Below are 21,908 nucleotides of genomic sequence, written 5' to 3'. Positions count from 1 at the left end.
ATTCGACGATTACGCCGACATCTCCGACCGCCTGCAGACCATCCTGAGCGGTGGCGTCCATGCCGCCCACACCCCCCGCGACCGGCGCAAGCTGCTGCCGCTGAGCCCCGTCGAGCGGCAGGGTGCCACCGAGGTGGCCCTGCCCGGGCACGGGGACGTTGCCCCGGCGCCCGAGGACCTGCCGGAGGGCATCGCACCGGTGTCCGGGCCGCGCGCGCCGCTGCGCCGTCGCCTCGGCACCAGCCCGGTGGCCTCGGTGAAGCTCGCCTCCGGCTGCGACCGGCGCTGCACCTTCTGCGCCATCCCTTCGTTCCGCGGCTCCTTCATCTCGCGCCGGCCCGGCGACGTGCTCGGCGAGACGCGCTGGCTGGCCGAGCAGGGCGTCAAGGAGATCATGCTGGTCTCCGAGAACAACACCTCCTACGGCAAGGACCTCGGAGACATCCGCCTGCTGGAGACCCTGCTGCCCGATCTCGCGGCGGTCGACGGCATCGAGCGGGTGCGCGTCAGCTATCTGCAGCCCGCCGAGATGCGGCCCGGGCTGATCGACGTCCTCACCTCGACGCCGAAGGTCGCCCCGTACTTCGACCTGTCCTTCCAGCACTCGGCGCCCGGTGTGCTGCGGGCGATGCGGCGCTTCGGTGACACCGAGCGCTTCCTGGAACTGCTGGAGACCATCCGCGGCAAGGCCCCCCAGGCCGGTGTGCGGTCCAACTTCATCGTCGGCTTCCCCGGCGAGAGCGAGGCGGACTTCGCCGAGCTGGAACGCTTCCTCATCGAGGCGCGCCTCGATGCCATCGGCGTCTTCGGCTACAGCGACGAGGAGGGCACGGAGGCCGTCGGCTACGACGACAAGCTGGACGCCGACGTCATCGCGGAGCGGCTCGAGCACCTGTCGCGGATCGCGGACGAGCTCACCGCACAACGGGCGGAGGAGCGCCTGGGCGAGATGCTCGAGGTGCTGGTGGAGTCGGTCGACGACGAGGACGGCGCAGTGGGCCGGGCCGCTCACCAGGCGCCCGAGACGGATGGCCAGGTCGTCTTCACCTCGGCCGAGGGTCTTGAACCCGGCCGTCTGGTCGCGGCGAAGGTTGTCGGCACCGAGGGTGTGGACCTGGTGGCGGAGTACTGCGAGGTTCTGGGGGTCGGCTCCCGGATCCCTGACGAGGAGGCGGGCAGATGACCGGAGTGCCGGCATCCGCGGCGGGCGGCACCGGAAGGCCGGCGCCCGGCGGCAAGCTGGGCGCTGCGGCCGTCAATCAGGCCAGCCTGTGGAACATCGCGAACATCCTGACCATGATGCGGCTCGTGCTGGTGCCGGCGTTCGTCGTGCTGCTGCTGCAGGACGGTGGCCACGACCCGGCATGGCGGGCATGGGCCTGGGCGGCGTTCGCCGTCGCCATGATCACCGACATCTTCGACGGCCATCTGGCCCGGACGTACAACCTGGTCACCGACTTCGGGAAGATCGCGGATCCGATCGCCGACAAGGCGATCATGGCGGCCGGGCTGATCTGTCTCTCGGCGCTCGGTGATCTTCCGTGGTGGGTTACCGGGGTGATCCTCTTCCGGGAGCTCGGCATCACCCTGATGCGGTTCTGGGTCATCCGGCACGCGGTGATTCCGGCCAGCCGCGGCGGAAAGATGAAGACGCTCGCGCAGGGCACCGCCGTCGGCATGTACGTGCTCATGCTGACCGGGCCGCTGGCAACCCTGCGCTTCTGGGTGATGGCCCTCGCCGTCATCCTGACGGTCGTCACCGGCCTCGACTACGTGCGGCAGGCGATCGTGCTGAGGCGCAGAGGGCTGGCGGCGCAGCGGGCCACGGAGGGCACGTCGAGGTGACCGACGCGGCGAACGTCTTGGCGCTGCTTGCGGAGCGTGGCCGGACGCTGGCCGTCGCGGAGTCCCTGACGGGCGGTCTGGTGGCCGCGGAGCTCACCTCGGTACCTGGGGCATCAAAAGCCTTTCGGGGGTCCGTGACGGCCTACGCAACCACCCTCAAGAGGGATGTTCTCGGCGTCGATGCGACCCTTCTGGAGGAGTGCGGCGCGGTGGATCCGCGCGTTGCGTCCCAGATGGCGGCCGGTGTGCGGGAACTGATGGGCGCCGACTGGGGCGTCGCCACCACCGGCGTAGCAGGGCCGGACGCGCAGGACGGACAACCCGTCGGGACGGTTTTCGTGGCGGTCGCGGGGCCGGGGGGCACAGGGAAAGTGGCCGCTTTGAGGTTGAACGGCGACCGCGGGGAAATCCGTAGAGAGAGTGTACGGAGCGTGCTGGAGCTGCTCCGTGAGGAACTGCACGGGAACGCGCGGGCACAGGATACGGAACAGAACGGGGGGAATTGATGTTTGCAGCCCTGAGTGAACACGACATCGCTCCCCGCACGGCCGCGGCGCAAGGCGGTACGGTGGGGCGTGAAGGATGCGGCTACGCGGTCCGAGGAGGGAGCCACCGATGATTCTGCTCCGTCGCCTGCTTGGTGACGTGCTGCGTCGGCAGCGCCAGCGCCAGGGCCGTACTCTGCGCGAAGTCTCCTCGTCCGCCCGAGTTTCGCTCGGCTATCTCTCCGAGGTGGAGCGGGGGCAGAAGGAGGCGTCCTCTGAGCTGCTCTCCGCGATCTGCGACGCGCTTGACGTACGGATGTCCGAGCTCATGCGTGAGGTGAGCGACGAACTGTCGCTGGCCGAACTGGCCGAGTCGGCAGCCGCCGGCGAGGTGCCCGCACCGGTACGTCCGATGCTGGGCTCCGTCTCCGTGACGTCGGTGGCAGGTGTGCCGACGGAGCGGGTGACGATCAAGGCGCCTGCGGAAGCGGTCGACGTCGTCGCCGCCTGAGCCGCAGGTCCCGCACAATCCCGTACGGCTTGGTTTGCACTGGGCCCCGACTGGTACTCGCGTACCGGTCGGGGTTTTTGTTTGCCCTGGGCACCAACCGTCCCGAATGACCCTTTTCGGTAGTTATGCAATGGTGGACGGTAGCCGCTGAACCGAGTGGAGGACGTGCATGTCTGTCGTGAAAAGCTCTCTGTCCGATGCGGACCTCAAGACCGTCGGCGAAGCCCTGAAGGGCGCGCTGGTCGACTTGGTGGATCTCGGCCTGGTGGCCAAGCAGGTGCACTGGAACGTCGTCGGTCCTCGCTTCAGGTCCGTCCACCTCCAACTCGACGAGGTCGTCGACACGGCGCGGCAGCACTCCGACACCGTCGCCGAGCGCTGTTCCGCGATCGGCGTGAGCCCCGACGGGCGCGCAGCGTCGGTGGCGTCGCAGAGCGCGATCGGCTCGGTGCCGGACGGGTGGATCAAGGATGTCGACGTGGTGCGGACGATGGTGGACGCCCTGGGTGCGGTCATCGCGAGGATGCGGCAGCGCATCGAGGCGACCGACGAACCGGACCCGGTGAGCCAGGACATTCTGATTCAGCTGACGGCAGACCTCGAGAAGCACGCATGGATGTTCCAGGCCGAAAGCGCATGACCCCGAGCGCACAACTGGTGCCTTCACGCGCCGTGTCGGCCAACCGTGCGCCCTCCCCGCGGCCTCTCGCGTCGCACTAGCGTGGGCCGGAGGAGGCAGCCATGGCGGTACGCGGGGCGGTCCTCGTGCCTGTTGTCGTGTTCGGACTCGTTCTGGGCGCAGTGTGGTGGTGGGCCGTCCTGCGGCTGGCGCTGATACCGGAGCACGCGGGGGTCGTCGAAGGGGCGGTGGCGGCGGGCGGTTGGGGCCTGAGTCTGCTTCCCGTGCATGCGACGGCGGCCCGCAGAGCTACTACCAGGGCATTGCGACGCCGCCGTTCGGGCGGAATATCTGACCCGTCGTGAAGGACGAGGCCTCGGAAGCCAGATGAAGAACGGTGTGGGCGACGTCGTCGGGCTCGCCGACACGGCGCAGCGGTGACATCCGTGCCATCGTGCTCTCCGCGCGGTGCTGGAGCTCCGTGTCGTGACGCGCCGTCATCGGTGTGCGGACCCAGCCGGGTGCGACGGCGTTCACGCGGACCCCGTGCGGCCCGAGTTCGGCCGCGAGCGTCCTGGTCAGCTGGACCACTGCCGCCTTCGATGCGCCGTAGCAGAGCAGGCCGGGGGTGGCCGCGTCGACCGCGCCGGAGGCCATGGTGATGATGGAGCCGCCGCCTGAGGCGATCATGGCGGGGGCCGCCGCCTGGCAGGCGAACAGAACACCCTTGAAGTTGACGGCGAGTACGCGGTCCAGATCGTCGGGCTTCGTCTCGAGGACCGAGCTTGTATGCATGACACCTGCGACGGCGGCCAGGATGTCGAGGCGGTCCGCCTGGTCGACGGCTGCCGAGAGGGCGGGGCGGTCGGTGACGTCGAGGGTGTGGGTGACTGCCGTTCCTCCGGCTGCGGCGATCAGGGCGCCGGTCTCCCGAAGGCCCTTCTCGTCCCGGTCGGCGCAGTGCACGACGGCTCCTGCCTCGGCGAGCAGGGTGGCTGAGGCGCGGCCGATTCCGCTGCCCGCTCCGGTGACGAACGCGGTCCGGCCGGTGAGGTCGTACGCGGTGAGGGCCATGACGGGACCGTACGACCGTATCTGACGGATCGTCAATTGTCTGTTCGTCGAAACTGCTTGTACGGGGAGACCGCTTTTCCGCCGAGGTGCGCCGGTGGTCGGTGTCAGGCGGGGGGACCGCTCTGGCAGCGTGGACACCAGTAGGTCGGCCTTTCTCGGCTCCCGTCCCCCTGGTCGGCCTTGCGGACGGGTGCGCCGCAGCGCGGGCAGGGGCGGCCTTCGCGCCCGTAGACATACAGCTTCTGCGAGGGGTCGGCGCCGCCGGTCATGGTGCGCCGGTCGAAACGCTGCTTGTTCGCTTCGAGGAGCCGCTGCGCGGTGGCCACGAGCCGCTCAGGGGTGCCGTCAGGCAGGTCGCCCACCGGCAGCCAGGGCGTGGCACGGGCCAGGAAGGCCAGCTCCGACTTGTAGACGTTGCCGATGCCGGCAAGATTCCGCTGGTCGAGGAGTGCCTCGCCGAGGGGCCGGGCCGGGTCGGCGAGCAGGTTCGCGACCGCCTTGGCGGGATCCCAGTCAGGGCCGAGCAGATCGGGGCCGAGGTGGCCGACGGCCTGCTCTTCGTCGGCGGTACGCAGCAGCTCGACGACGGGGAGGCGATAGCCGACAGCGGTGTGGGCGACGTTGCCCAGAATGGCCCGGATCTGGTGCGTGGGGCCGCCACGCCAGCGCTCCCCGGTGCCGAACACGCGCCAGGAGCCGTCCATCCGCAGATGCGAGTGCAGGGTCAGCCCGCCCTCGAAGCGAGTGAGCAGATGCTTGCCGCGCGGCGTCACGTCCAGCACGGTCCGGCCGGTCAGATCCGCCGTGGCGAAGCGCGGGACACGGAGATCGGACCGGGTCAGAACCTGCCCGGCCAGCGCCTGGTGCAGGCGGTGGGCGGTCAGCCAGACGGTGTCTCCTTCGGGCATGACATCCATGATGCGTGACGGGCGGCGCCGGTGGTGGTGCCCCGGACGGTGTCAGGGACGCATACGCAGCCCCCTCGGGGTGGCGTGGAACCCGGCGGTCTCCAGTGCACGGGCCGACGGGGCTGTCAGGGCGGGGGTGCCGTTGACCCGCTCCACGGTCACGGTGCCGAGGGCGCCGTCACGCGCGGCGGTGGCCAGAGCCTCGGCCGCCGCGCGCAGTGCGGGCGATTCCGGGTCGGTGGCCCACGCCAGCAGCGTCTTTCCGCCCCGCTCCATGTAAAGGGTCAGCTCTCCGTCGACGAGAACCACCAGCGAGCCCGCCTTGCGGCCGGGCTTGTGACCGGCGCCGTCCGGCGGCTCGGGCCAGGAGAGTGCGCCCCCGTAGGCATTGGCCGGGTCCGCCGCGGCCAGCACCACCGCGTGCGGTACCGCCTGCCCTTCGGCCCGGTCCCGCGCCGTGGACGCTGCGCGCAGGCGGTCGACCGCGCCGTCCATCGCGAACTGGGCGGCGCCCAGACCCTCGACGACATAGCCGCGGCGGGCCTGTCCCGTGTCCTCGAAGGCCGACAGGATGCGGTACGTGGCGGAGAAGCCGCCCTCGACCCCCTCGGCCGCCACCGCGCCTCGCGTCACCACACCGTGGCGGTCCAGCAGGGTGCGGGCCAGTGCGTGGGCCCGGTGGGTCGGCTCGGGCTCGGCGGGCGGGAGCAGGGACCAGCGGCCGCTCACCGTCGGTGGGCCCGTGCGGGAGGCGGTGCGAGCAGCAGCGGTGAGGCTGCCGTAGCGGCCGCGGGGGACCGTGCGCTTGGCGCGATGGGCGGTGGACCCCGTCGTACGACCGGAGCCGAGGAAGGCGCGCAAAGGAGCCAGCGTGTCGTTGGTGAGCCGGCCGGACCAGGCGAGATCCCATATGGCGTCGGCCATGGCGGGGTCGGTGGCGTCGGGATGCGTGGTGGACCGCACCTGGTCGGCGATCTGGCGGAAGAACAGGCCGTAACCGCCGGAGAGGGCGGTGAGGATCGACTCGTGCAGCGCTGTCATCTCCAGTGGATGGGGCTGGGGCAGCAGCAGAGGCGCGGCGTCGGCCAGATAGAGGGAGACCCAGCCGTCCTTGCCGGGCAGGGCGCCGGCACCGGCCCACAGGACTTCGCCGGTGGTGGTCAGTTCGTCCAGAAGGGTGCTGCTGTAGTGAGCGACGCGGGACGGGAGGATCAGCTTCTCGAGGGCCGAGGCCGGTACCGCGGCGCCCTGCAGCTGTTCCAGGGCGCGGGCGAGGCCGTCGATGCCGCGCAGACTGTTGCTGCCCAGGTGCTGCCACTGGGGGAGGAAGGTTGCCAGCGCGGCGGGAGGCACCGGCTCCAGCTCGTGGCGCAGGGCTGCCAGCGAACGCCTGCGCAGTCGGCGCAGCACACCGGCGTCGCACCATTCCTGGCCGATGCCCGAGGGATGGAACTCGCCCTGCACGACCCGGCCGCTCGCGGCGAGGCGCTGCAGACCGCCCTCGGTGACCGCCGCGCCGAGCCCGAAGCGGGCGGCGGCCTGTGCAGAGGTGAACGGGCCGTGCGTGCGGGCGAACCGGGCCAGAAGATCTCCGAACGGGTCCTTCACCGGCTCGGTGAACGCCTCCGGCACGCCCACGGGCAGCGCGGTGCCCAGGGCGTCCCGCAGCCGGCCGGAGTCCTCGATCGCCGCCCAGTGGTCGGCCCCCGCGATGCGGACACGGATGGCGCGGCGCGATGCGGCGAGCTCCTGCGGCCAGGCCGGATCGCCGCCGCGCTCGACGAGCTCCTCGTCCGTCAGAGGACCGAGGACACGCAGCAGATCGGCCACGCCCTCGGGGTCCTTGATCCGCCGGTCGTCCGTCAACCACTGCAGCTCCCGCTCCAGCTCCGTGAGCACGTCCGGGTCGAGCAGCTCCCGCAGCTCCGCCTGGCCGAGCAGCTCGGAGAGCAGCCGTGAGTCCAGCGACAGTGCGGCGGCACGCCGCTCGGCCAGCGGGGAGTCGCCCTCGTACAGGAACTGGGCGACGTAACCGAAGAGCAGGGAGCGGGCGAAGGGTGACGGCTCGGGGGTGGTGACCTCCACCAGGCGGACCCGGCGCGACTCGATGTCGCCCATCAGCTCCGTGAGCCCCGGGACGTCGAAGACGTCCTGCAGGCATTCGCGGACCGCTTCGAGGACGATCGGGAACGAGCCGAACTCGCTCGCCACCTGCAGCAATTGGGCCGCGCGCTGACGCTGCTGCCACAGCGGCGTGCGCTTCCCCGGTGAGCGGCGCGGCAACAGCAGCGCGCGGGCGGCGCATTCGCGGAACCGGGAGGCGAACAGCGCCGAGCCACCCACCTGATCGGTGACGATCTGACTGATCTCACCCTTGTCGAAAACGGCGTCCGCCGCGCCGACTGGGGCCTGCTCGCTGTCGAACGACGTGTCCGCATGGACCGGCTCCTGGTCCAGCAGATCCAGGCCCATCAGGTCCGCGTCGGGCAGACGCAACACGATGCCGTCGTCGGCGTGCATGACCTGGGTGTCCATGCCGTAGCGCTCGGTGAGGCGGGCGCCCAGCGCCAGCGCCCACGGCGCGTGCACCTGGGCGCCGAACGGGGAGTGGATCACCACCCGCCAGTCGCCCAGCTCGTCGCGGAACCGCTCCACCAGGATCGTCCGGTCGTCGGGCACATGGCCGCAGGCGCGGCGCTGCTCATCGAGATAGGCCAGTACGTTGTCCGCGGCCCAGGCATCAAGGCCGGCGGCCACCAGGCGCAGACGGCCGTCCTCGGGGGAGAGCCCGCCGACCTCGCGCAGGAAGGCGCCGACGGCGCGCCCCAGCTCAAGGGGCCGGCCCAGCTGGTCGCCCTTCCAGAATGGGAGCCGGCCCGGCACACCGGGGGCGGGGGAGACAAGCACCCGGTCCCGGGTGATGTCCTCGATCCGCCAGGACGTGGTGCCCAGGGTGAAGACGTCGCCCACCCGGGACTCGTAGACCATCTCCTCGTCGAGCTCACCGACCCGGCCGCCGCCCTTTTTCGGGTCGGCGCCGGCGAGGAAGACGCCGAAGAGACCGCGGTCCGGGATCGTGCCGCCGGACGTGACCGCCAGGCGCTGCGCGCCCGGGCGGCCGGTGACCGTGCCGGCGATCCGGTCCCAGACCACTCGCGGCCGCAGCTCGGCGAACGCGTCCGAGGGATAACGGCCGGCGAGCATGTCCAGGACGGCCGTGAAGGCGGACTCGGGCAGAGACGCGAAGGGCGCGGCACGGCGCACCAGCGAAAGCAGGTCGTCGAACTGCCAGGTGTCCAGGGCGACCATCGCGACCAGCTGCTGCGCCAGCACGTCCAGTGGGTTCGACGGGATACGCATCGACTCGATGGAGCCGGTGCGCATCCGCTCCGTAACCACCGCAGCCTGCACCAGATCGCCGCGGTACTTGGGGAAGACCACTCCCGTGGAGACCGCGCCCACCTGGTGGCCTGCACGGCCCACGCGCTGCAGGCCGGAGGCGACGGACGGCGGGGACTCGACCTGGACGACCAGGTCCACGGCGCCCATGTCGATGCCCAACTCGAGACTGGAGGTGGCGACGACCGCGGGCAGCCGGCCCGCCTTGAGGTCCTCCTCCACGAGGGCGCGCTGCTCCTTGGAGACCGAGCCGTGGTGGGCGCGGGCGAGGAGGGGCGGGGCGCCCTGAGCCGCCCCTGATTGCGCCATGATCTCGGCCGGCGGCGCGCCGTCGGGCATGGGCTCGCCCATGGCCCGCTCGTAGGCGATCTCGTTGAGGCGGTTGCACAGCCTCTCCGCCAAGCGGCGGGAGTTGGCGAAGACGATCGTGGAACGGTGCGCCTGGACGAGATCGGTGATGCGCTCCTCGACATGAGGCCAGATCGAGGGCTTCTCCGCGACACCGTCGGAGGTGTCGGACGCCGGGGAGCCACCGAGCTCACCGAGGTCCTCCACCGGAACGACGACCGAGAGGTCGAACTCCTTGCCGGAGGGCGGCTGCACGATCTCCACCCGGCGCTGCGGAGAGAGATAGCGGGCCACCTCGTCCACCGGCCGCACCGTCGCCGACAGGCCGATCCTGCGGGCCGGACGGGGCAGCAGCTCGTCGAGGCGCTCCAGGGACAGCGCGAGGTGGGCGCCGCGCTTCGTGCCCGCGACGGCGTGTACCTCGTCCAGGATCACGGTCTCGACACCCGCCAGCGCGTCCCGGGCGGCCGAGGTGAGCATCAGGAACAGCGACTCGGGCGTGGTGATCAGAATGTCCGGCGGCCTGGTGACCAGCGCCCGGCGCTCCGCGGGAGGGGTGTCGCCGGAGCGGATACCGACGCGCACCTCCGGCTCCGGCAGCCCGAGCCGCACCGACTCTTGGCGGATACCGGTGAGCGGGCTGCGGAGGTTGCGTTCCACATCGACCGCGAGGGCCTTCAGCGGGGACACGTACAGCACGCGACAGCGCTTCTTCGGCTCCGCCGGCGGCGGTGTGGACGTCAGCCGGTCCAGGGCGGCCAGGAAGGCGGCCAGCGTCTTGCCCGAGCCCGTCGGCGCCACCACCAGCACGTCCGAGCCCTCGCCGATCGCCTGCCACGCCCCCTCCTGCGCGGCGGTGGGCGCGCTGAACGCCCCCGTGAACCAGCCTCGGGTCGCGGGGGAGAAGGAGTCGAGCGCAGTCCTGGCCATGTCCACCATCGTGCACCCGACCACTGACAACGCGTGTCCAGGACATGGACGCGCAGGCCCGCCGCATGGAGCCGGGCGCAGAATGGCTGCATGGAGAAGGACACGGCGCCGGAGGAGAGGGGCGAGTGGGCGCGGCACTGGCAGTACCCAGGAGTGCCCGGCCTCGACCTACTGCGGGCACGCTACGTGCGCCACTCCTTCCCCCGCCACATCCACGAGGGGTTCGTCTTCGGTGCGGTCCGCCGCGGCATCGAGGACGTCCTTCTGCCGGACGGGACGGTGCGGGCGAGACCCGGAACCGTAGTCATGATCAATCCCGAGGTGCCGCACTCCGCCAGGGCCGGAGTGCCGGAGGGCTGGGTGTACTCCACCCTCTACCCGTCCTCACAGTTGGTCGCCGGCATCGCCGAGGAGACGACCACCCTGCGCGGCACGGCCGGATTCGCAGAGACGATCGTCGAGGACCCCGACGCCGCCCGGCTGGTCCACGAGGTGCACCGGGCTGCGGAGGAGGGCAACGCGCTCGCCGCCGACAGCGTCCTGCGCCTGACCGTTGCCAGACTGCTGCACCGCCACGGGCGTTCACTGCCCGCCCGCTCGCCCCTCGCGGCAGGGGCACGCACCGCAGTCGCCGCGAAGCAGCTTCTCGAAGAGCGGATGGAACAGCCGCCGTCCCTCGAAGAACTGGCGCAGGAACTAGGGGTCAGCCCCTTCGCGCTGCTCCGCGCCTTCAAGGCCACCTACGGGCTGCCGCCGCACACCTGGCTCACCGACGCGCGGGTGCGGCGTGCCCGGCACCTCCTGGACGCTGGTACGTCACCGGCCGAGGCGGCCGTCGCCGTCGGGTTCACCGACCAGCCCCATCTGAACCGCCACTTCACGCGGATCGTCGGCGTCACGCCGGGTGCGTACCGCAAGGAGCGCGCAAGAACGTACAAGACCGCGGGGAGCGGGCCTGCGTAACGTCCGGGACGTGCCAGAACAGACAGCTCGACCAGACATCTCCTCCGGGGCGGTCCCTCCGGCCCGAGGGCCGTCCGCGGCGCTCAGGACGTCCGCGCGCGGGCCCGTGCCCGTCGGCGGTTCGGTCTCCCCGGGGCCCGTGGCCATCGGGGGTTCGGTCTCCCCGAGGGCAGGGACCGCCAGCGGGTCGGCTCCCTCCGGGGCAGGGACAGAAGGGGCCCGCCCGGCGCCGAAGCCGGACTCGGCCGTCGTCCGGGACGCACTCGGCGTGGGCATCGCCGTCGGCCTCTCCGGCTTCGCCTTCGGCGTGACCTCGGCGGGATCCGGCCTGACCCTTCTGCAGACCTGCGCGCTCAGCCTCCTCGTGTTCACCGGAGCGTCGCAGTTCGCGCTCGTGGGCGCGATCGCGGCGGGCGGAAACCCGCTGGCGGCAGCGGCCGGTGCCTTCTTCCTGGGCGTACGCAACGCCTTCTACGGGCTGCGGCTGTCGCAGCTGCTCGCACTGCCCCGCTTCGTACGGCCGCTCGCCGCGCACTGGGTCATCGACGAGACCACGGCCGTCGCCCTCGCCCAGCCCACACGGCGCAGCGTACGACTCGGCTTCACCGTCACCGGCCTCACCCTGTACGTGCTGTGGAACCTGACCACACTCCTCGGGGCCCTCGGCGCCGAGGCCCTCGGCGACACCGACGCCTGGGGGCTGGACGCGGCGGGCCCGGCGGTCTTCCTCGCGCTGCTCGCGCCGATGCTGCGCACGGCCACCGAACGTGCCGTGGCCGGGCTCGCGGTGGTGCTCGGGCTCGGGTTCCTGCCGGTGCTGCCCGCCGGAGTGCCGGTGCTCGTCGCGGCGCTGGCCGCTCCCGCAGTGCTGTGGTTCAAGGGGCGAGCGATCGGTGGAGGGGCGGAGAGGACGAAGTCTGCGCCGGAGAAGACGCGTGTGCAGGGGAAGGGTGAGGAGCGATGAGTATCTGGATCGCGATCGCACTGACGGCTGTCGGCTGCTATCTCGTGAAGCTCGTCGGCCTGCTGGTGCCGGCCGACACGCTCGAGCGGCCTCTCGTGCAGCGGCTGGCCGCACTGCTTCCCGTCGCCCTGCTGGCCGCGCTGACTGCGCAGCAGACCTTCAGCACGGGCCAATCGCTTGTGCTCGACGCGAGGGTCGCAGGGGTCGGGGCCGCGGCGCTCGCTCTGCTGCTGCGCGCGCCCTTCCTGGTGGTGGTGGGGGCCGCGGTGGCCGTGACGGCCGGGGTGCGGGCCCTTGGAGGCTGACCGGCCGGTGGCAGGACGGTGGACACACCGCCCGCGGACGGCGCCCAGGGCGTTCATGCGACGCCGTGGCCGTACGCCCGCAGGGTCAGCAGCGCGTCGATCGTCACGATCGGCCGTGCCTCCAGGGCGGTGCCGGGAGCCCATTCGCGCCACCGGATGGGCCACCCTCCGTCGTCCCTCTGCTCGCCTGCCAAGTGCTCCAGGGAACGGGTCATCTCCTGGTCCGTGAACCAGCGGCGGGCGAGCGAATCGGGTGTGCGGGCGTAGTCGTACGCGAAATGGTGCTCCCCGGGTGCGTATCCGGCCGCGACAGGCTGGTCGTCGAGCCGTTCCGGGTCCAGCGCGACCAGCTGCTGCTCGCGCACGATCCGGCCGAGCCGGTCGGCCGCCGCCTGCGCGCGCGAGCGGTCCGGTGCGCCGTCCAGGAACGCGATCGCTGCCTCGATCTCGTACGGGTGCGACTTCTCGATCGCGTCGACCGCCGCCCAGCAGAAGTCGGTGGCCCGGAACAGCCATGCGTGCCACACCTGATTGCGGTGCAGCAGACCGACTACCGGCCCCGTCGCGAGCAGCTCGCTCGGCGGATCGTCGACGATCGGCAGGAACGGAGCCGCGGGGTAGGCGCGCTGGGAGGGGTGGACGGCGGGCAGGGCGCCGTCCGGGGTGGACACCTCCGTGAGGTAGCGGCACATCCGCTCCACCCGCAGACCGCCGCAGCGGCCGATGGAGTCGAGCACGCGCAGGGCGTGCCCGGTGTGCAGCGGCTGGCTGACCGGGCCGCGCAGATCGGGTTCGAGGGCGTAGCCGTAGCCGCCGTCCTCGTTGAGGTAGGCGGCGAGCGCCGTTTCGACGGCGTCGGAGCTGCCGCCCAGGAAGTGGTAGGCGAACCGTCGCTGCTCGAGCACCCGGGCGGTCAGCCAGATGAAGCGCTCCGCGCGCGCGAGCGCCGACGCGGACGCGGGAGAGGAATCGGTGGTTGCTCTGGTTCCAGCCATGTTCCGACGGTAGAGCGGAGAGGGCTTTCGGGAAGCAGGACGGACAAGGCTGCACTCTTGGGGGCGGGATACTGGGGGCATGCGGTTGACGATTTTCTGGGAGCGGATGGCCGACCACTTCGGTGCGGTGTACGCCGACTCCTTCGCACGGGACCATGTGATGGCTGAATTGGGCGGCCGAACGATCCACGAGGCACTGGCCGAGGGCTGGGAGGCGAAGGACGTGTGGCGCGCGGTGTGCGCCGCCGTGGACATCCCTGCCGACAAGCGCTGAGACGCCGGCCGACCCACCGCGGTCACCGCGGTGGGTCACACTGGCCCGGTGACCCGGACAGGACCTCCCCCAACGAGCTCGACCAGGACACGAACGCGCCGCACCCTCTCTGTGCAGGACGTCGCACCCGACGCCGCTCAGGGCACTACCGCAGGACGGGACCGCTGACGACATGACCGCTGACGAGAGGACCGCGCAGGATGCGGTCGCGTCGGACGAGGCCGCCGTGGGCATTCCCGCGCAGGGCGCCACGGTGCCCGCCGCTCCGCCGTCCTCCCCGCCCCCGGGAGCGGATGTGTCGACCGCGACCGGCGCGCCCGGACGCATGCCGCGCTGGCTGCCGAGAGCGATGATCCTCGCGCTGGCGCTCTACGCCTGTTTCCAGCTCGGCAGCTGGGCCTTCCACCAGTTGATCGGCCTTTTGGTCAACATCCTGATCGCCTTCTTCCTGGCGCTTGCGATCGAACCCGCGGTCGGCCGGATGGCGGCACGCGGCATGCGCCGGGGCCTTGCCACCTTCCTGGTCTTCTTCGCGGTGCTGGTCGCCGGTGTGGGCTTCGTCGTCCTGCTCGGTTCGATGCTGGCCGGCCAGATCATCGAGATGGTCGAGGACTTCCCCAAATATCTCGACTCGGTCATCCGCTGGATCAACGACACGTTCCACACGGAGCTCTCCCGGGTCGAGGTCCAGGACAGCCTGCTGCGCTCGGACTGGCTGCGGAAGTATGTCCAGAACAGCGCCACCGGGGTGCTGGACGTCTCCGCCACCGTACTCGGCGGGCTCTTCAAGCTGCTGACGATCTTCCTGTTCTCCTTCTACTTCGCGGCCGACGGGCCCCGGCTGCGACGCGCGCTGTGCTCCGTGCTGCCCCCGGCCAAGCAGACAGAGGTGCTGCGCGCCTGGGAGATCGCGGTCGACAAGACCGGGGGATACCTCTACTCGCGCGGCCTGATGGCGCTGATCTCCGGAATCGCGCACTACATTTTGCTGCAGATCCTCGAAGTGCCGTACGCCCCGGCCCTGGCGGTCTGGGTCGGCCTGGTGTCCCAGTTCATTCCGACCATCGGCACATACTTGGCGGGTGCCCTGCCGATGCTGATCGCGTTCACCGTCGACCCCTGGTACGCGCTCTGGGTACTCGGTTTTGTCGTCGTCTACCAGCAGTTCGAGAACTACGTACTGCAGCCGAAGCTCACCGCCAGGACGGTCGACATCCACCCGGCGGTGGCCTTCGGTTCCGTCGTCGCCGGCACGGCGCTGCTGGGAGCGGTCGGTGCCCTGATCGCGATCCCGGCGGTCGCGACCCTCCAGGCGTTCCTCGGCGCTTACGTGAAGCGGTACGCGGTGACCGACGACCCGCGGGTCCATAGTCACAGCAGGCACGGCGGCGGCCGTGCGCTCGCGCGGGTGCGCAGCGCGCTGGGAAGCGGCCGGCGAGGTCCCTCGGCAGGGCAGGACGCGCGGGCCGCGGTGGCTCCGCAGGCGCCCGTGCCTCCGCAGGGCGCGGTGCCTCCGCAGGCCGGCGGCGAGGGCTGAGGCGGGGCAGGCGCCCGGTCACGAGGCCGTGCGCCGAGGCCGGATCACGGGGTTCCACGCATCGGCGTGGTGCGCGCGTGGTGCGCTTGACAGTAAAATCGAACATCCATTCTTATGGGGTTCCGGCCCTGATTCCGTGAGTTATCCACAGGCTGGGCCGGCGGCGGAGCCCATTGTCAGTGGCAGGGGTTAGCGTCTTTGACGTGAAGCGATCGACACAAGCAAATCGGGTGGAACCCATGGCAGGTACCGACCGCGAGAAGGCGCTCGACGCCGCGCTCGCACAGATTGAACGGCAATTCGGCAAAGGTGCCGTGATGCGGCTGGGCGAGCGGCCGAACGAGCCCGTCGAGGTCATCCCCACCGGGTCGACCGCGCTCGACGTCGCCCTCGGAGTCGGCGGCCTGCCGCGCGGCCGCGTGGTGGAGGTGTACGGACCGGAGTCCTCCGGTAAGACCACCCTCACGCTGCACGCCGTGGCCAACGCCCAGAAGGCGGGCGGAGCCGTGGCCTTCGTGGACGCGGAGCACGCCCTCGACCCCGAGTACGCGAAGAAGCTCGGCGTCGACATTGACAACCTCATCCTTTCCCAGCCGGACAACGGCGAGCAGGCGCTCGAGATCGTCGACATGCTCGTCCGCTCGGGCGCGCTCGACCTGATCGTCATCGACTCCGTCGCGGCCCTCGTGCCCAAGGCGGAGATCGAGGGCGAGATGGGCGACTCGCACGTGGGTCTTCAGGCGCGGCTGATGAGCCAGGCGCTCCGGAAGATCACCAGCGCGCTCAACCAGTCCAAGACCACCGCGATCTTCATCAACCAGCTCCGCGAGAAGATCGGTGTGATGTTCGGCTCCCCGGAGACCACGACCGGTGGCCGGGCGCTCAAGTTCTACGCCTCCGTGCGTCTCGACATCCGCCGTATCGAGACCCTCAAGGACGGCACGGACGCGGTCGGCAACCGCACCCGCGTCAAGGTCGTCAAGAACAAGGTCGCCCCGCCCTTCAAGCAGGCCGAGTTCGACATCCTCTACGGCCAGGGCATCAGCCGCGAGGGCGGCCTGATCGACATGGGCGTGGAGCACGGCTTCGTCCGCAAGGCCGGCGCCTGGTACACGTATGAGGGCGACCAGCTCGGTCAGGGCAAGGAGAACGCCCGCAACTTCCTCAAGGACAACCCCGACCTCGCCAACGAGATCGAGAAGAAGATCAAGGAGAAGCTCGGCGTCGGCGTCAGGCCGGAAGCCTCGGCGGCGGAGCCCGGTGCGGACGCGGCCGCAGCGGCGCCGGCAGAGGACGCGGCGAAGGCGGTGCCCGCGCCTGCATCCAAGGCCAAGGCGGCCAAGACGGCGGCGGCCAAGGGCTAGCGGGAATGGCCCGGCGAACCGAATGGCCGGGTGACAGCCCTGACTCGTCGAGGGCCGAGAAGGAGCTGTCGCCCAAGGATCCGGCTGAGCGGGCGCGGGCGATCTGCCTGCGCCTGCTCACCGGGACCCCGCGCACCCGCAAGCAGCTCGCGGACGCGCTGCACAAACGGGAGATCCCCCCGGAGGTTGCCGAGGAGGTCCTCTCCCGTTTCGAGGATGTGGGCCTGATCAACGACGCCGCCTTCGCCGACGCGTGGGTGGAGTCCCGGCATCACGGCCGGGGCCTCGCCCGGCGCGCCTTGGTGCGGGAGCTGCGCACCAAGGGCGTGGACTCCGCTCTCATCGACGAGGCTGTGGGACAGCTCGACTCGGACCAGGAGGAGGCGACCGCCCGCGAACTGGTGGCGCGCAAGCTGCGCTCCACCAGGGGCCTCGACCGTGACCGCCGCCTGCGGCGCCTGGCCGGGATGCTGGCCCGCAAGGGGTATGCGGAGGGCATGGCGCTGCGGGTGGTCAGGCGCGCCCTGGAGGAAGAGGGCGAGGACACGGCGGACTTGGACGTGACGGACTACTAGAGCCTCTCGTCGATCCGGCCTGATCCAAACGAAGACCCAAAGGTGGCACCCGCCGCACGGGGGACGCCCCGGCCGCAGCGCACGGATGCCCGGCCCACTGGCTTCCGGCTCACTGGCGTCCGGCGCGCCACGTACGGCCCGCCCCTCGCCGCCCGTTCAGCTTGTGCGACCTGCTGTGCGGAACCCGCTCCGCCCTGGGGAGCCCGGCCTCTACCGCGCGACCGGAAGCCCCGCCGTCTTCCAGGCCTGGAAGCCGCCGACGAGGTCCGTCGCGCGGCGCAGCCCCAACTGGTGCAGCGACGCGGCCGCCAGGGAGGACGCGTACCCCTCGTTGCAGATCACGACAATGCGCAGGTCGTGGTCCACGGCCTGCGGGATGCGGTGGCTGCCTTGCGGGTCCAGGCGCCACTCCAGCTCGTTTCGCTCCACCACCACGGCGCCGGGGATCAGCCCGTCGCGCTCCCGCAGCGCCTGGTAGCGGATGTCCACCAACAGCGCCCCTTCGGCCGCGGCGGCGAACGCCTCTTGCGGGCCGACGCGTTCGAAGCCCTGCCGCACCCGTTCCACGTGCTCATCGATTCCCAGCGCTTCACTCACTGCCAGTCCTCCGGACGCTCGACCTGCTCGACCCGGAGAACCGCTCCGGACCTGCTGAACCGCCTCATCAGCGGCAGCGGCGGATAGTAGGCGTGGACGGAGACCGCGTGTTCCACGGGAGACTCGTTGAGCACCTCGTGCACATGGTGCCTGCCGAAGGCGCGCGACTGGCCGGCGCCCAGATGCCGTTGGCGGTCCACGCCGTCGTTCAGCTCAAGGGTGTTCCAGCCGCTCGCAGGCAGCCTGACGGCGAGGGAGTTCTCCGTCAGCTTGCCCTCCGCCGTGGCGAACGCGCCGAGCGACTCGGCGTGGTCGTGCCAGCCGGTGCCGGTGCCCGGCGGCCAGCCGATGAGCCAGGCCTCACTGCCGCGCGGCCCTTCCAGCCGCAGCCAGGTGCGGCCGTCGGGGTCGAGGGGCAGCGAAGCGATCAGTTCCTTGTCGGTGGCGGCGTGCCGCACGAAGTCGAGAAGCTCGGCGGAGGTCGGCGCGCCGGGGTCGTTCGGAGCGGGCCGGGAGGCAGCGCCGGAAAGGGCCGCAGAAGGCGGCGTCGAAAGAGGTGCAGCAGGGTGGGACACGGTGACCGTCCTGGAGTTCGCTGGAACGCGCGGGGGCACAGCAGGCCGCAGCGCGAAAAGGAAGGCGAATCAGCAGGAGGGGCGACACACGCAGCCCGCATAGCGGACGAGGTCCATATGGACCCTCCGCCACAGGCGCACATCGGTGTCGGTCACGCTCCGGAGTAGACCATGGGGGACCGCGAGAATCAATCGGTGTCCGCATTGCGGTCGGTGGTCGTCGCGGACGGCGCGCCTCCGCGCACCAGGTCCGCGGCGGCGTGCAGTTCGGCGGGCCGCACCCCCGCGAAGGCGGCGACCAGATGCCCGTCGGGCCGCACCAGCAGCACGGTGTGCGCCGAGGCGCCCGGATAGCTCTCCGTCACCAGCAGTTCGGCTCGCGCCGGCAGGGCGGTCACGGCCGTCGCCAGCCGGGGCATGACTCCGGCCCCCATCCAGTGCCGCCGGTCCCAGACCCCGGTGCCGGGTGCGACCAGAACGACGAGCAGATGCCCCCGCCCCAACCGGTCCCGCAGGCGCGTGGACGTGCCGTCAGGAGCCGTCACGCGCACGTCGGCGACCGGTGAGCCCACCTCCGTGCCGACCGGTGTCCGGGGGCCGGTGGACTCAGGTGTGAGCGGGGAGTGCGCGTACACGGGCGGGGCGCCGAGTGCGCCCTGACCCAGGTGGGCGTCGGTGAGCAAGGAGTCGTGCCCGCGAGCCGCACCCGGAAGGTAGGTGCCAAGCCCGCTGCCACTGCGCAGTATCGGCAGTGACTGGTCGGCGGCGCGCAGCCGCGCGGCGACGGCGGTGCGCCGCTCGGCCTGGTAGCTGTCCAGCAGCGTCGGCGAGGCGCCGTGGTGCCAGGCCTGCGCCAGCTTCCAGGCCAGATTGTCGACGTCCCGCAGCCCTTCCTCGAGCCCTTGCGCGCCGAGCGCCCCCAGCAGATGAGCGGCGTCGCCGGCGAGGAAGGCCCGGTCCACGCGCCAGCGGCGGGCGAGCCGGTGGTGCAGGGTGTGGACGCCGGTGTCGAGCAGCTCGTACGCGGGCGTCCCGCCGCACCACCCGGCCAGGGTGTCGCGGACCCGCGCCACCAAGGACTCCGGTGTGACCAGTTCCCCGCGAGCGGGCAGCAGCCAGTCCAGCCGCCACACACCGTCCGGCAGCGGGCGTGCGGTGATCTCGTCACCGCCCGACGCCCAGGGGGGCCGGCGGTGCAGCAACGCTTCGCCGGGCCAAGGAAGTTCGGTGCGCAGTGCGGCCACGGCGTGACGTTCCACCGCCGTACGCCCGGGAAAGCGGATGCCGAGGAGCTTGCGGACGGTGGACCGGGCGCCGTCGCAGCCGACGAGGTAACTTCCCCGCCACCACGTGGCGGAGGGCCCACGCGTGTGGACCCCGACACCGCCGGAGTCCTGCTCGAGGGAGTCGAGGCGGCTGTCGGTGATCAGCCGCACGAGCCGGTGCTCGGTGACGGCGTCGCGCAGTCCGCGTGCGAGGGCGTGCTGCGGGATGTGCAGGGGGGCGGCGGGGCCGCCGTCACCGAGCGGCAGCTGTCGCAGTTCCTGCTTGCGCCGCATGGAGCGCCAGCCGGTCCAGACGGAGCCTTCGTCACGGACGGTTTCGCAGCCGAGCCGCTCAATCAGGGCCGCGGTGTCCGTGCGGAGCACGACCGTACGCGCGGGGCGCGTTTCGTCCTTTCCGTTGGTCTCGTCGAGCACCACGGTGGGGACGTCCTGTGCTGCGAGGGCGAGGGACAGCGCGAGTCCGACAGGGCCGGCGCCGACCACGATCACCGGGTCCACGGCGTGACTCCTCGAGCCCGGAGGGTCGTGCGGAATGGAGCGGTGGGAGCCCGGTGCGCGATCACAGAACGTATGCAACCCACTGCCGGTGCCTGCGTCAAGCGACCACGGGGACGCGGTAAGGGGCGGTGGCCGCATGGCCACCGCCCCTCAGCGGTCGAACATCCGATGAACCGTCAGACGGCCCGTCCGTCGTCGGTCTTGCCGACCCCGGGCTCCCCGACGGGCTCCTCCGCGCCGCCCGGCGCGGTGAGCACCGCACCGGTGCCCTTCTTGGCCCGTCGCAGCCTGCGCTCCAGCCACGAGGCGAAGCTGGTGAGCACCAGGTTGAGGACGATGAAGATCAAGGCGACGACGATGAAGCTGGGGATGGTGTTCGCGTAGTTCGCTGCCAGCGTGCTCTGGGCGCTGAGCAGTTCGGCGAAGGCCAGCAACGCGCCGCCGAGCGCGGTGTCCTTGACGATGACGACGAGTTGGCTGACCAGCGCAGGCAGCATCGCGGTCACCGACTGCGGGAGCAGGATGCTCCTCATGGTCTGGCCCTTGCGCAGGCCGATCGCCTTAGCTGCCTCCCACTGCCCCTTGGGCAGCGACAGGATGCCGGCGCGGACGACCTCGGCGAGGACCGAGGCGTTGTAGAGCACCAGGCCGGTGACCACGGCGTACAGCGGGCGGACGTCGCTGCTGATGGCATCGGTGTTCGCGTAGAGCTGGTTCGCGAACAGCATCAGGATCAGAACGGGAATGGCGCGGAAGAACTCCACGACGACCCCGGCCGGGATCCTGACCCAGCGATGGTCGGAGAGTCGGGCGATACCGAAGACCGCGCCCAGCGGAAGCGCGATGACCATCGCGAGCGCCGCCGCCTTCAGTGTGTTGCCGAGCCCGGGCAGCAGGTAGGTCGTCCATGCCTGAGCCTCGGTGAACGGCTTCCACAGCGACCATTCGAGCTGTCCCTTGTCGGACAGCACGCTCAGGACCCACCAGACGCCCAGGGCCAGCACGGCGACGAAGGCAACCGTGTAGATGATGTTGCGACGCTTGGCGTTGGGGCCGGGGGCGTCGTAGAGAACGGAAGTCATCGCTTCACCGCCACACGCTTGCCGACCCAGCCGAGGATGAGTCCGGTGGGAAGGGTCAGAACCACGAAGCCGAAGGCGAAGACCGCCGAGATGAGCACCAGCTGTGCCTCGTTCTCGATCATCTCCTTCATCAGCAGAGCCGCCTCCGCCACACCGATGGCGGCCGCGACGGTCGTGTTCTTGGTCAGAGCGATCAGCACGTTGGTCAGCGGACCGATCACCGAGCGGAACGCCTGCGGAAGCACGATGCTCGTCAGGACCTGGGTGAAGCTCAGTCCGATGGCGCGTGCCGCCTCCGCCTGGCCGACCGGCACCGTGTTGATGCCGGAGCGTACGGCCTCGCAGACGAAGGCCGCGGTGTAGGCCGAGAGCCCGAGAACCGCCAGTCGGAACGCCAGCACGTCGAACTCGTCTGCCACACCCAGGGTCATGCCGAGGGTGTCGGCGAGACCGATGGAGGAGAAGACGATGATCACGGTGAGCGGGATGTTCCGGACCACGTTCACGTAGACCGTGGCGAATCCGCGCATCAGGGGCACCGGGCTCACCCGCATCGCGGCGAGGACGGTGCCGAGCACCAGGGAGCCGATTCCGGAGAGGACGGTGAGTTTCACCGTCATCCAGAACGCCCCGAGCAAGTCGTAACCTTCAAGAAAGTCGAACACGATCTCCCGCGCTTCCGCGTGTGGGAGGGCCCGGCGGAGGTCACCGGTGCCGTGGTGGAGGCGGTGACTGCCTGGGACGTTCCGCACTCCCACGGCGCACGCGCCTGGC

At 71.0% G+C, this 21,908-nt stretch carries 22 protein-coding genes and 1 pseudogene; 13 read left to right on the top strand and 10 right to left on the bottom strand.

What is annotated here, in order from left to right; translation table 11 throughout:
- The 6 genes from ABZ070_RS22595 to ABZ070_RS22570 form a co-directional block, all read left to right on the top strand.
- Positions 1-1,183, top strand: a 1,183-nt coding sequence (locus ABZ070_RS22595) for a MiaB/RimO family radical SAM methylthiotransferase (protein ID WP_356636581.1), incomplete at its 5' end; no start/stop codon positions are given.
- A complete protein-coding gene (gene pgsA / locus ABZ070_RS22590) occupies positions 1,180-1,845 on the top strand; it encodes a CDP-diacylglycerol--glycerol-3-phosphate 3-phosphatidyltransferase (RefSeq protein ID WP_356636579.1) in 666 nt (221 codons plus the stop codon). The genes ABZ070_RS22595 and pgsA, both read left to right, overlap by 4 nt.
- The gene (locus ABZ070_RS22585) at positions 1,842-2,351 is read left to right on the top strand and encodes a CinA family protein (RefSeq protein ID WP_356636577.1); all 510 of its coding nucleotides are present in this window, start codon (positions 1,842-1,844) and stop codon (positions 2,349-2,351) included. Before pgsA ends, ABZ070_RS22585 begins: the two co-directional genes overlap by 4 nt.
- Positions 2,352-2,460: 109 nt before the next feature.
- The gene (locus tag ABZ070_RS22580; protein WP_005311156.1) at positions 2,461-2,841 is read left to right on the top strand and encodes a helix-turn-helix transcriptional regulator; all 381 of its coding nucleotides are present in this window, start codon (positions 2,461-2,463) and stop codon (positions 2,839-2,841) included.
- Positions 2,842-3,010: 169 nt separating this feature from the next.
- Positions 3,011-3,481: a DNA starvation/stationary phase protection protein gene (locus tag ABZ070_RS22575; protein WP_356636575.1), complete on the top strand. Its 471-nt coding sequence runs from the start codon at positions 3,011-3,013 to the stop codon at positions 3,479-3,481.
- A gap of 101 nt (positions 3,482-3,582) precedes the next feature.
- Complete coding sequence (locus tag ABZ070_RS22570) at positions 3,583-3,825, top strand: hypothetical protein (protein WP_356636573.1); 243 nt, start codon at positions 3,583-3,585, stop codon at positions 3,823-3,825.
- Here the strand turns inward: ABZ070_RS22570 and ABZ070_RS22565 are convergent.
- The 3 genes from ABZ070_RS22565 to ABZ070_RS22555 form a co-directional block, all read right to left on the bottom strand.
- Entirely contained in the window at positions 3,773-4,534 is a 762-nt protein-coding gene (locus ABZ070_RS22565; RefSeq protein ID WP_356636570.1) for an SDR family oxidoreductase, read from the bottom strand. The two genes, ABZ070_RS22570 and ABZ070_RS22565, sit on opposite strands and share 53 nt — an antisense overlap.
- A gap of 104 nt (positions 4,535-4,638) precedes the next feature.
- A complete protein-coding gene (locus tag ABZ070_RS22560) occupies positions 4,639-5,442 on the bottom strand; it encodes a DNA-formamidopyrimidine glycosylase family protein (protein WP_356636568.1) in 804 nt (267 codons plus the stop codon).
- Between the two features lie 51 nt (positions 5,443-5,493).
- A complete protein-coding gene (locus ABZ070_RS22555; protein WP_356636566.1) occupies positions 5,494-10,119 on the bottom strand; it encodes an ATP-dependent helicase in 4,626 nt (1,541 codons plus the stop codon).
- 90 nt (positions 10,120-10,209) lie between these two features.
- Between ABZ070_RS22555 and ABZ070_RS22550 the strand changes: the two genes are divergently transcribed.
- From ABZ070_RS22550 to ABZ070_RS22540, 3 genes are all read left to right on the top strand, one after another.
- A complete protein-coding gene (locus ABZ070_RS22550; RefSeq protein ID WP_356636564.1) occupies positions 10,210-11,082 on the top strand; it encodes an AraC family transcriptional regulator in 873 nt (290 codons plus the stop codon).
- Between the two features lie 145 nt (positions 11,083-11,227).
- Entirely contained in the window at positions 11,228-12,046 is an 819-nt protein-coding gene (locus tag ABZ070_RS22545) for an AzlC family ABC transporter permease (protein WP_356636586.1), read from the top strand.
- Positions 12,043-12,351 carry an AzlD domain-containing protein gene (locus ABZ070_RS22540; RefSeq protein ID WP_356636562.1) on the top strand — a complete coding sequence of 103 codons (309 nt, stop codon included), beginning with the start codon at positions 12,043-12,045 and terminating at the stop codon, positions 12,349-12,351. The genes ABZ070_RS22545 and ABZ070_RS22540 overlap by 4 nt, the downstream gene beginning before the upstream one ends.
- Positions 12,352-12,404: 53 nt before the next feature.
- Here the strand turns inward: ABZ070_RS22540 and ABZ070_RS22535 are convergent, their stop codons facing one another.
- Positions 12,405-13,346: a hypothetical protein gene (locus ABZ070_RS22535; protein ID WP_356636560.1), complete on the bottom strand. Its 942-nt coding sequence runs from the start codon at positions 13,344-13,346 to the stop codon at positions 12,405-12,407.
- A 79-nt stretch (positions 13,347-13,425) separates the two neighbouring features.
- On the opposite strand from ABZ070_RS22535, the gene ABZ070_RS22530 reads away from it, so the two are divergent.
- The 4 genes and pseudogenes from ABZ070_RS22530 to recX form a co-directional block, all read left to right on the top strand.
- Entirely contained in the window at positions 13,426-13,620 is a 195-nt protein-coding gene (locus ABZ070_RS22530) for a DUF3046 domain-containing protein (RefSeq protein ID WP_356636558.1), read from the top strand.
- 325 nt (positions 13,621-13,945) lie between these two features.
- Positions 13,946-15,157 carry an AI-2E family transporter gene (locus ABZ070_RS22525; RefSeq protein WP_356636584.1) on the top strand — a complete coding sequence of 404 codons (1,212 nt, stop codon included), beginning with the start codon at positions 13,946-13,948 and terminating at the stop codon, positions 15,155-15,157.
- A gap of 239 nt (positions 15,158-15,396) precedes the next feature.
- Positions 15,397-16,521: a recombinase RecA gene (gene recA / locus ABZ070_RS22520; protein WP_356636556.1), complete on the top strand. Its 1,125-nt coding sequence runs from the start codon at positions 15,397-15,399 to the stop codon at positions 16,519-16,521.
- Positions 16,407-17,096: pseudogene (gene recX, locus ABZ070_RS22515) on the top strand (recombination regulator RecX); the annotation flags it as partial. The gene recA and the pseudogene recX, both read left to right, overlap by 115 nt.
- Positions 17,097-17,306: 210 nt before the next feature.
- On the opposite strand, the gene ABZ070_RS22510 reads toward recX, so the two are convergent.
- The 6 genes from ABZ070_RS22510 to ABZ070_RS22485 form a co-directional block, all read right to left on the bottom strand.
- Positions 17,307-17,693: a rhodanese-like domain-containing protein gene (locus ABZ070_RS22510; RefSeq protein WP_356636554.1), complete on the bottom strand. Its 387-nt coding sequence runs from the start codon at positions 17,691-17,693 to the stop codon at positions 17,307-17,309.
- A complete protein-coding gene (locus ABZ070_RS22505; RefSeq protein ID WP_356636552.1) occupies positions 17,690-18,268 on the bottom strand; it encodes a cysteine dioxygenase in 579 nt (192 codons plus the stop codon). Before ABZ070_RS22505 ends, ABZ070_RS22510 begins: the two co-directional genes overlap by 4 nt.
- A 69-nt stretch (positions 18,269-18,337) precedes the next feature.
- Positions 18,338-18,409, bottom strand: a complete 72-nt coding sequence (locus ABZ070_RS22500; RefSeq protein WP_309544753.1) for a putative leader peptide — start codon at positions 18,407-18,409, stop codon at positions 18,338-18,340.
- Between the two features lie 47 nt (positions 18,410-18,456).
- A complete protein-coding gene (locus ABZ070_RS22495) occupies positions 18,457-20,052 on the bottom strand; it encodes an FAD-dependent monooxygenase (protein WP_356636550.1) in 1,596 nt (531 codons plus the stop codon).
- A 176-nt stretch (positions 20,053-20,228) separates the two neighbouring features.
- Positions 20,229-21,134, bottom strand: a complete 906-nt coding sequence (locus tag ABZ070_RS22490) for an amino acid ABC transporter permease (RefSeq protein WP_356636548.1) — start codon at positions 21,132-21,134, stop codon at positions 20,229-20,231.
- Positions 21,131-21,799, bottom strand: a complete 669-nt coding sequence (locus tag ABZ070_RS22485; RefSeq protein ID WP_356636546.1) for an amino acid ABC transporter permease — start codon at positions 21,797-21,799, stop codon at positions 21,131-21,133. Before ABZ070_RS22485 ends, ABZ070_RS22490 begins: the two co-directional genes overlap by 4 nt.
- Positions 21,800-21,908: the final 109 nt, after the last annotated feature.

The organism is Streptomyces sp. NPDC006283 (genome assembly GCF_040613325.1).
In the GTDB taxonomy this organism is placed as follows: Bacteria; Actinomycetota; Actinomycetes; order Streptomycetales; family Streptomycetaceae; genus Streptomyces.
The sequence above is the reverse complement of the archived record's forward strand: the minus strand, read 5'-3'. Positions and strand labels throughout refer to the sequence as shown.

Bases quoted from the DNA above. Each gene is read 5' to 3' on its own strand.
- ABZ070_RS22560 (WP_356636568.1), bottom strand. From the start codon at position 5,442: ATGCCCGAAGGAGACACCGTCTGGCTGACCGCCCACCGCCTGCACCAG.
- ABZ070_RS22525 (WP_356636584.1), top strand. From the start codon at position 13,946: ATGCCGCGCTGGCTGCCGAGAGCGATGATCCTCGCGCTGGCGCTCTAC.
- ABZ070_RS22540 (WP_356636562.1), top strand. From the start codon at position 12,043: ATGAGTATCTGGATCGCGATCGCACTGACGGCTGTCGGCTGCTATCTC.
- ABZ070_RS22530 (WP_356636558.1), top strand. From the start codon at position 13,426: ATGCGGTTGACGATTTTCTGGGAGCGGATGGCCGACCACTTCGGTGCG.
- ABZ070_RS22575 (WP_356636575.1), top strand. From the start codon at position 3,011: ATGTCTGTCGTGAAAAGCTCTCTGTCCGATGCGGACCTCAAGACCGTC.
- recA (WP_356636556.1), top strand. From the start codon at position 15,397: ATGGCAGGTACCGACCGCGAGAAGGCGCTCGACGCCGCGCTCGCACAG.
- ABZ070_RS22490 (WP_356636548.1), bottom strand. From the start codon at position 21,134: ATGACTTCCGTTCTCTACGACGCCCCCGGCCCCAACGCCAAGCGTCGC.
- ABZ070_RS22550 (WP_356636564.1), top strand. From the start codon at position 10,210: ATGGAGAAGGACACGGCGCCGGAGGAGAGGGGCGAGTGGGCGCGGCAC.
- ABZ070_RS22565 (WP_356636570.1), bottom strand. From the start codon at position 4,534: ATGGCCCTCACCGCGTACGACCTCACCGGCCGGACCGCGTTCGTCACC.
- ABZ070_RS22570 (WP_356636573.1), top strand. From the start codon at position 3,583: ATGGCGGTACGCGGGGCGGTCCTCGTGCCTGTTGTCGTGTTCGGACTC.
- ABZ070_RS22535 (WP_356636560.1), bottom strand. From the start codon at position 13,346: ATGGCTGGAACCAGAGCAACCACCGATTCCTCTCCCGCGTCCGCGTCG.
- pgsA (WP_356636579.1), top strand. From the start codon at position 1,180: ATGACCGGAGTGCCGGCATCCGCGGCGGGCGGCACCGGAAGGCCGGCG.
- ABZ070_RS22555 (WP_356636566.1), bottom strand. From the start codon at position 10,119: ATGGCCAGGACTGCGCTCGACTCCTTCTCCCCCGCGACCCGAGGCTGG.
- ABZ070_RS22580 (WP_005311156.1), top strand. From the start codon at position 2,461: ATGATTCTGCTCCGTCGCCTGCTTGGTGACGTGCTGCGTCGGCAGCGC.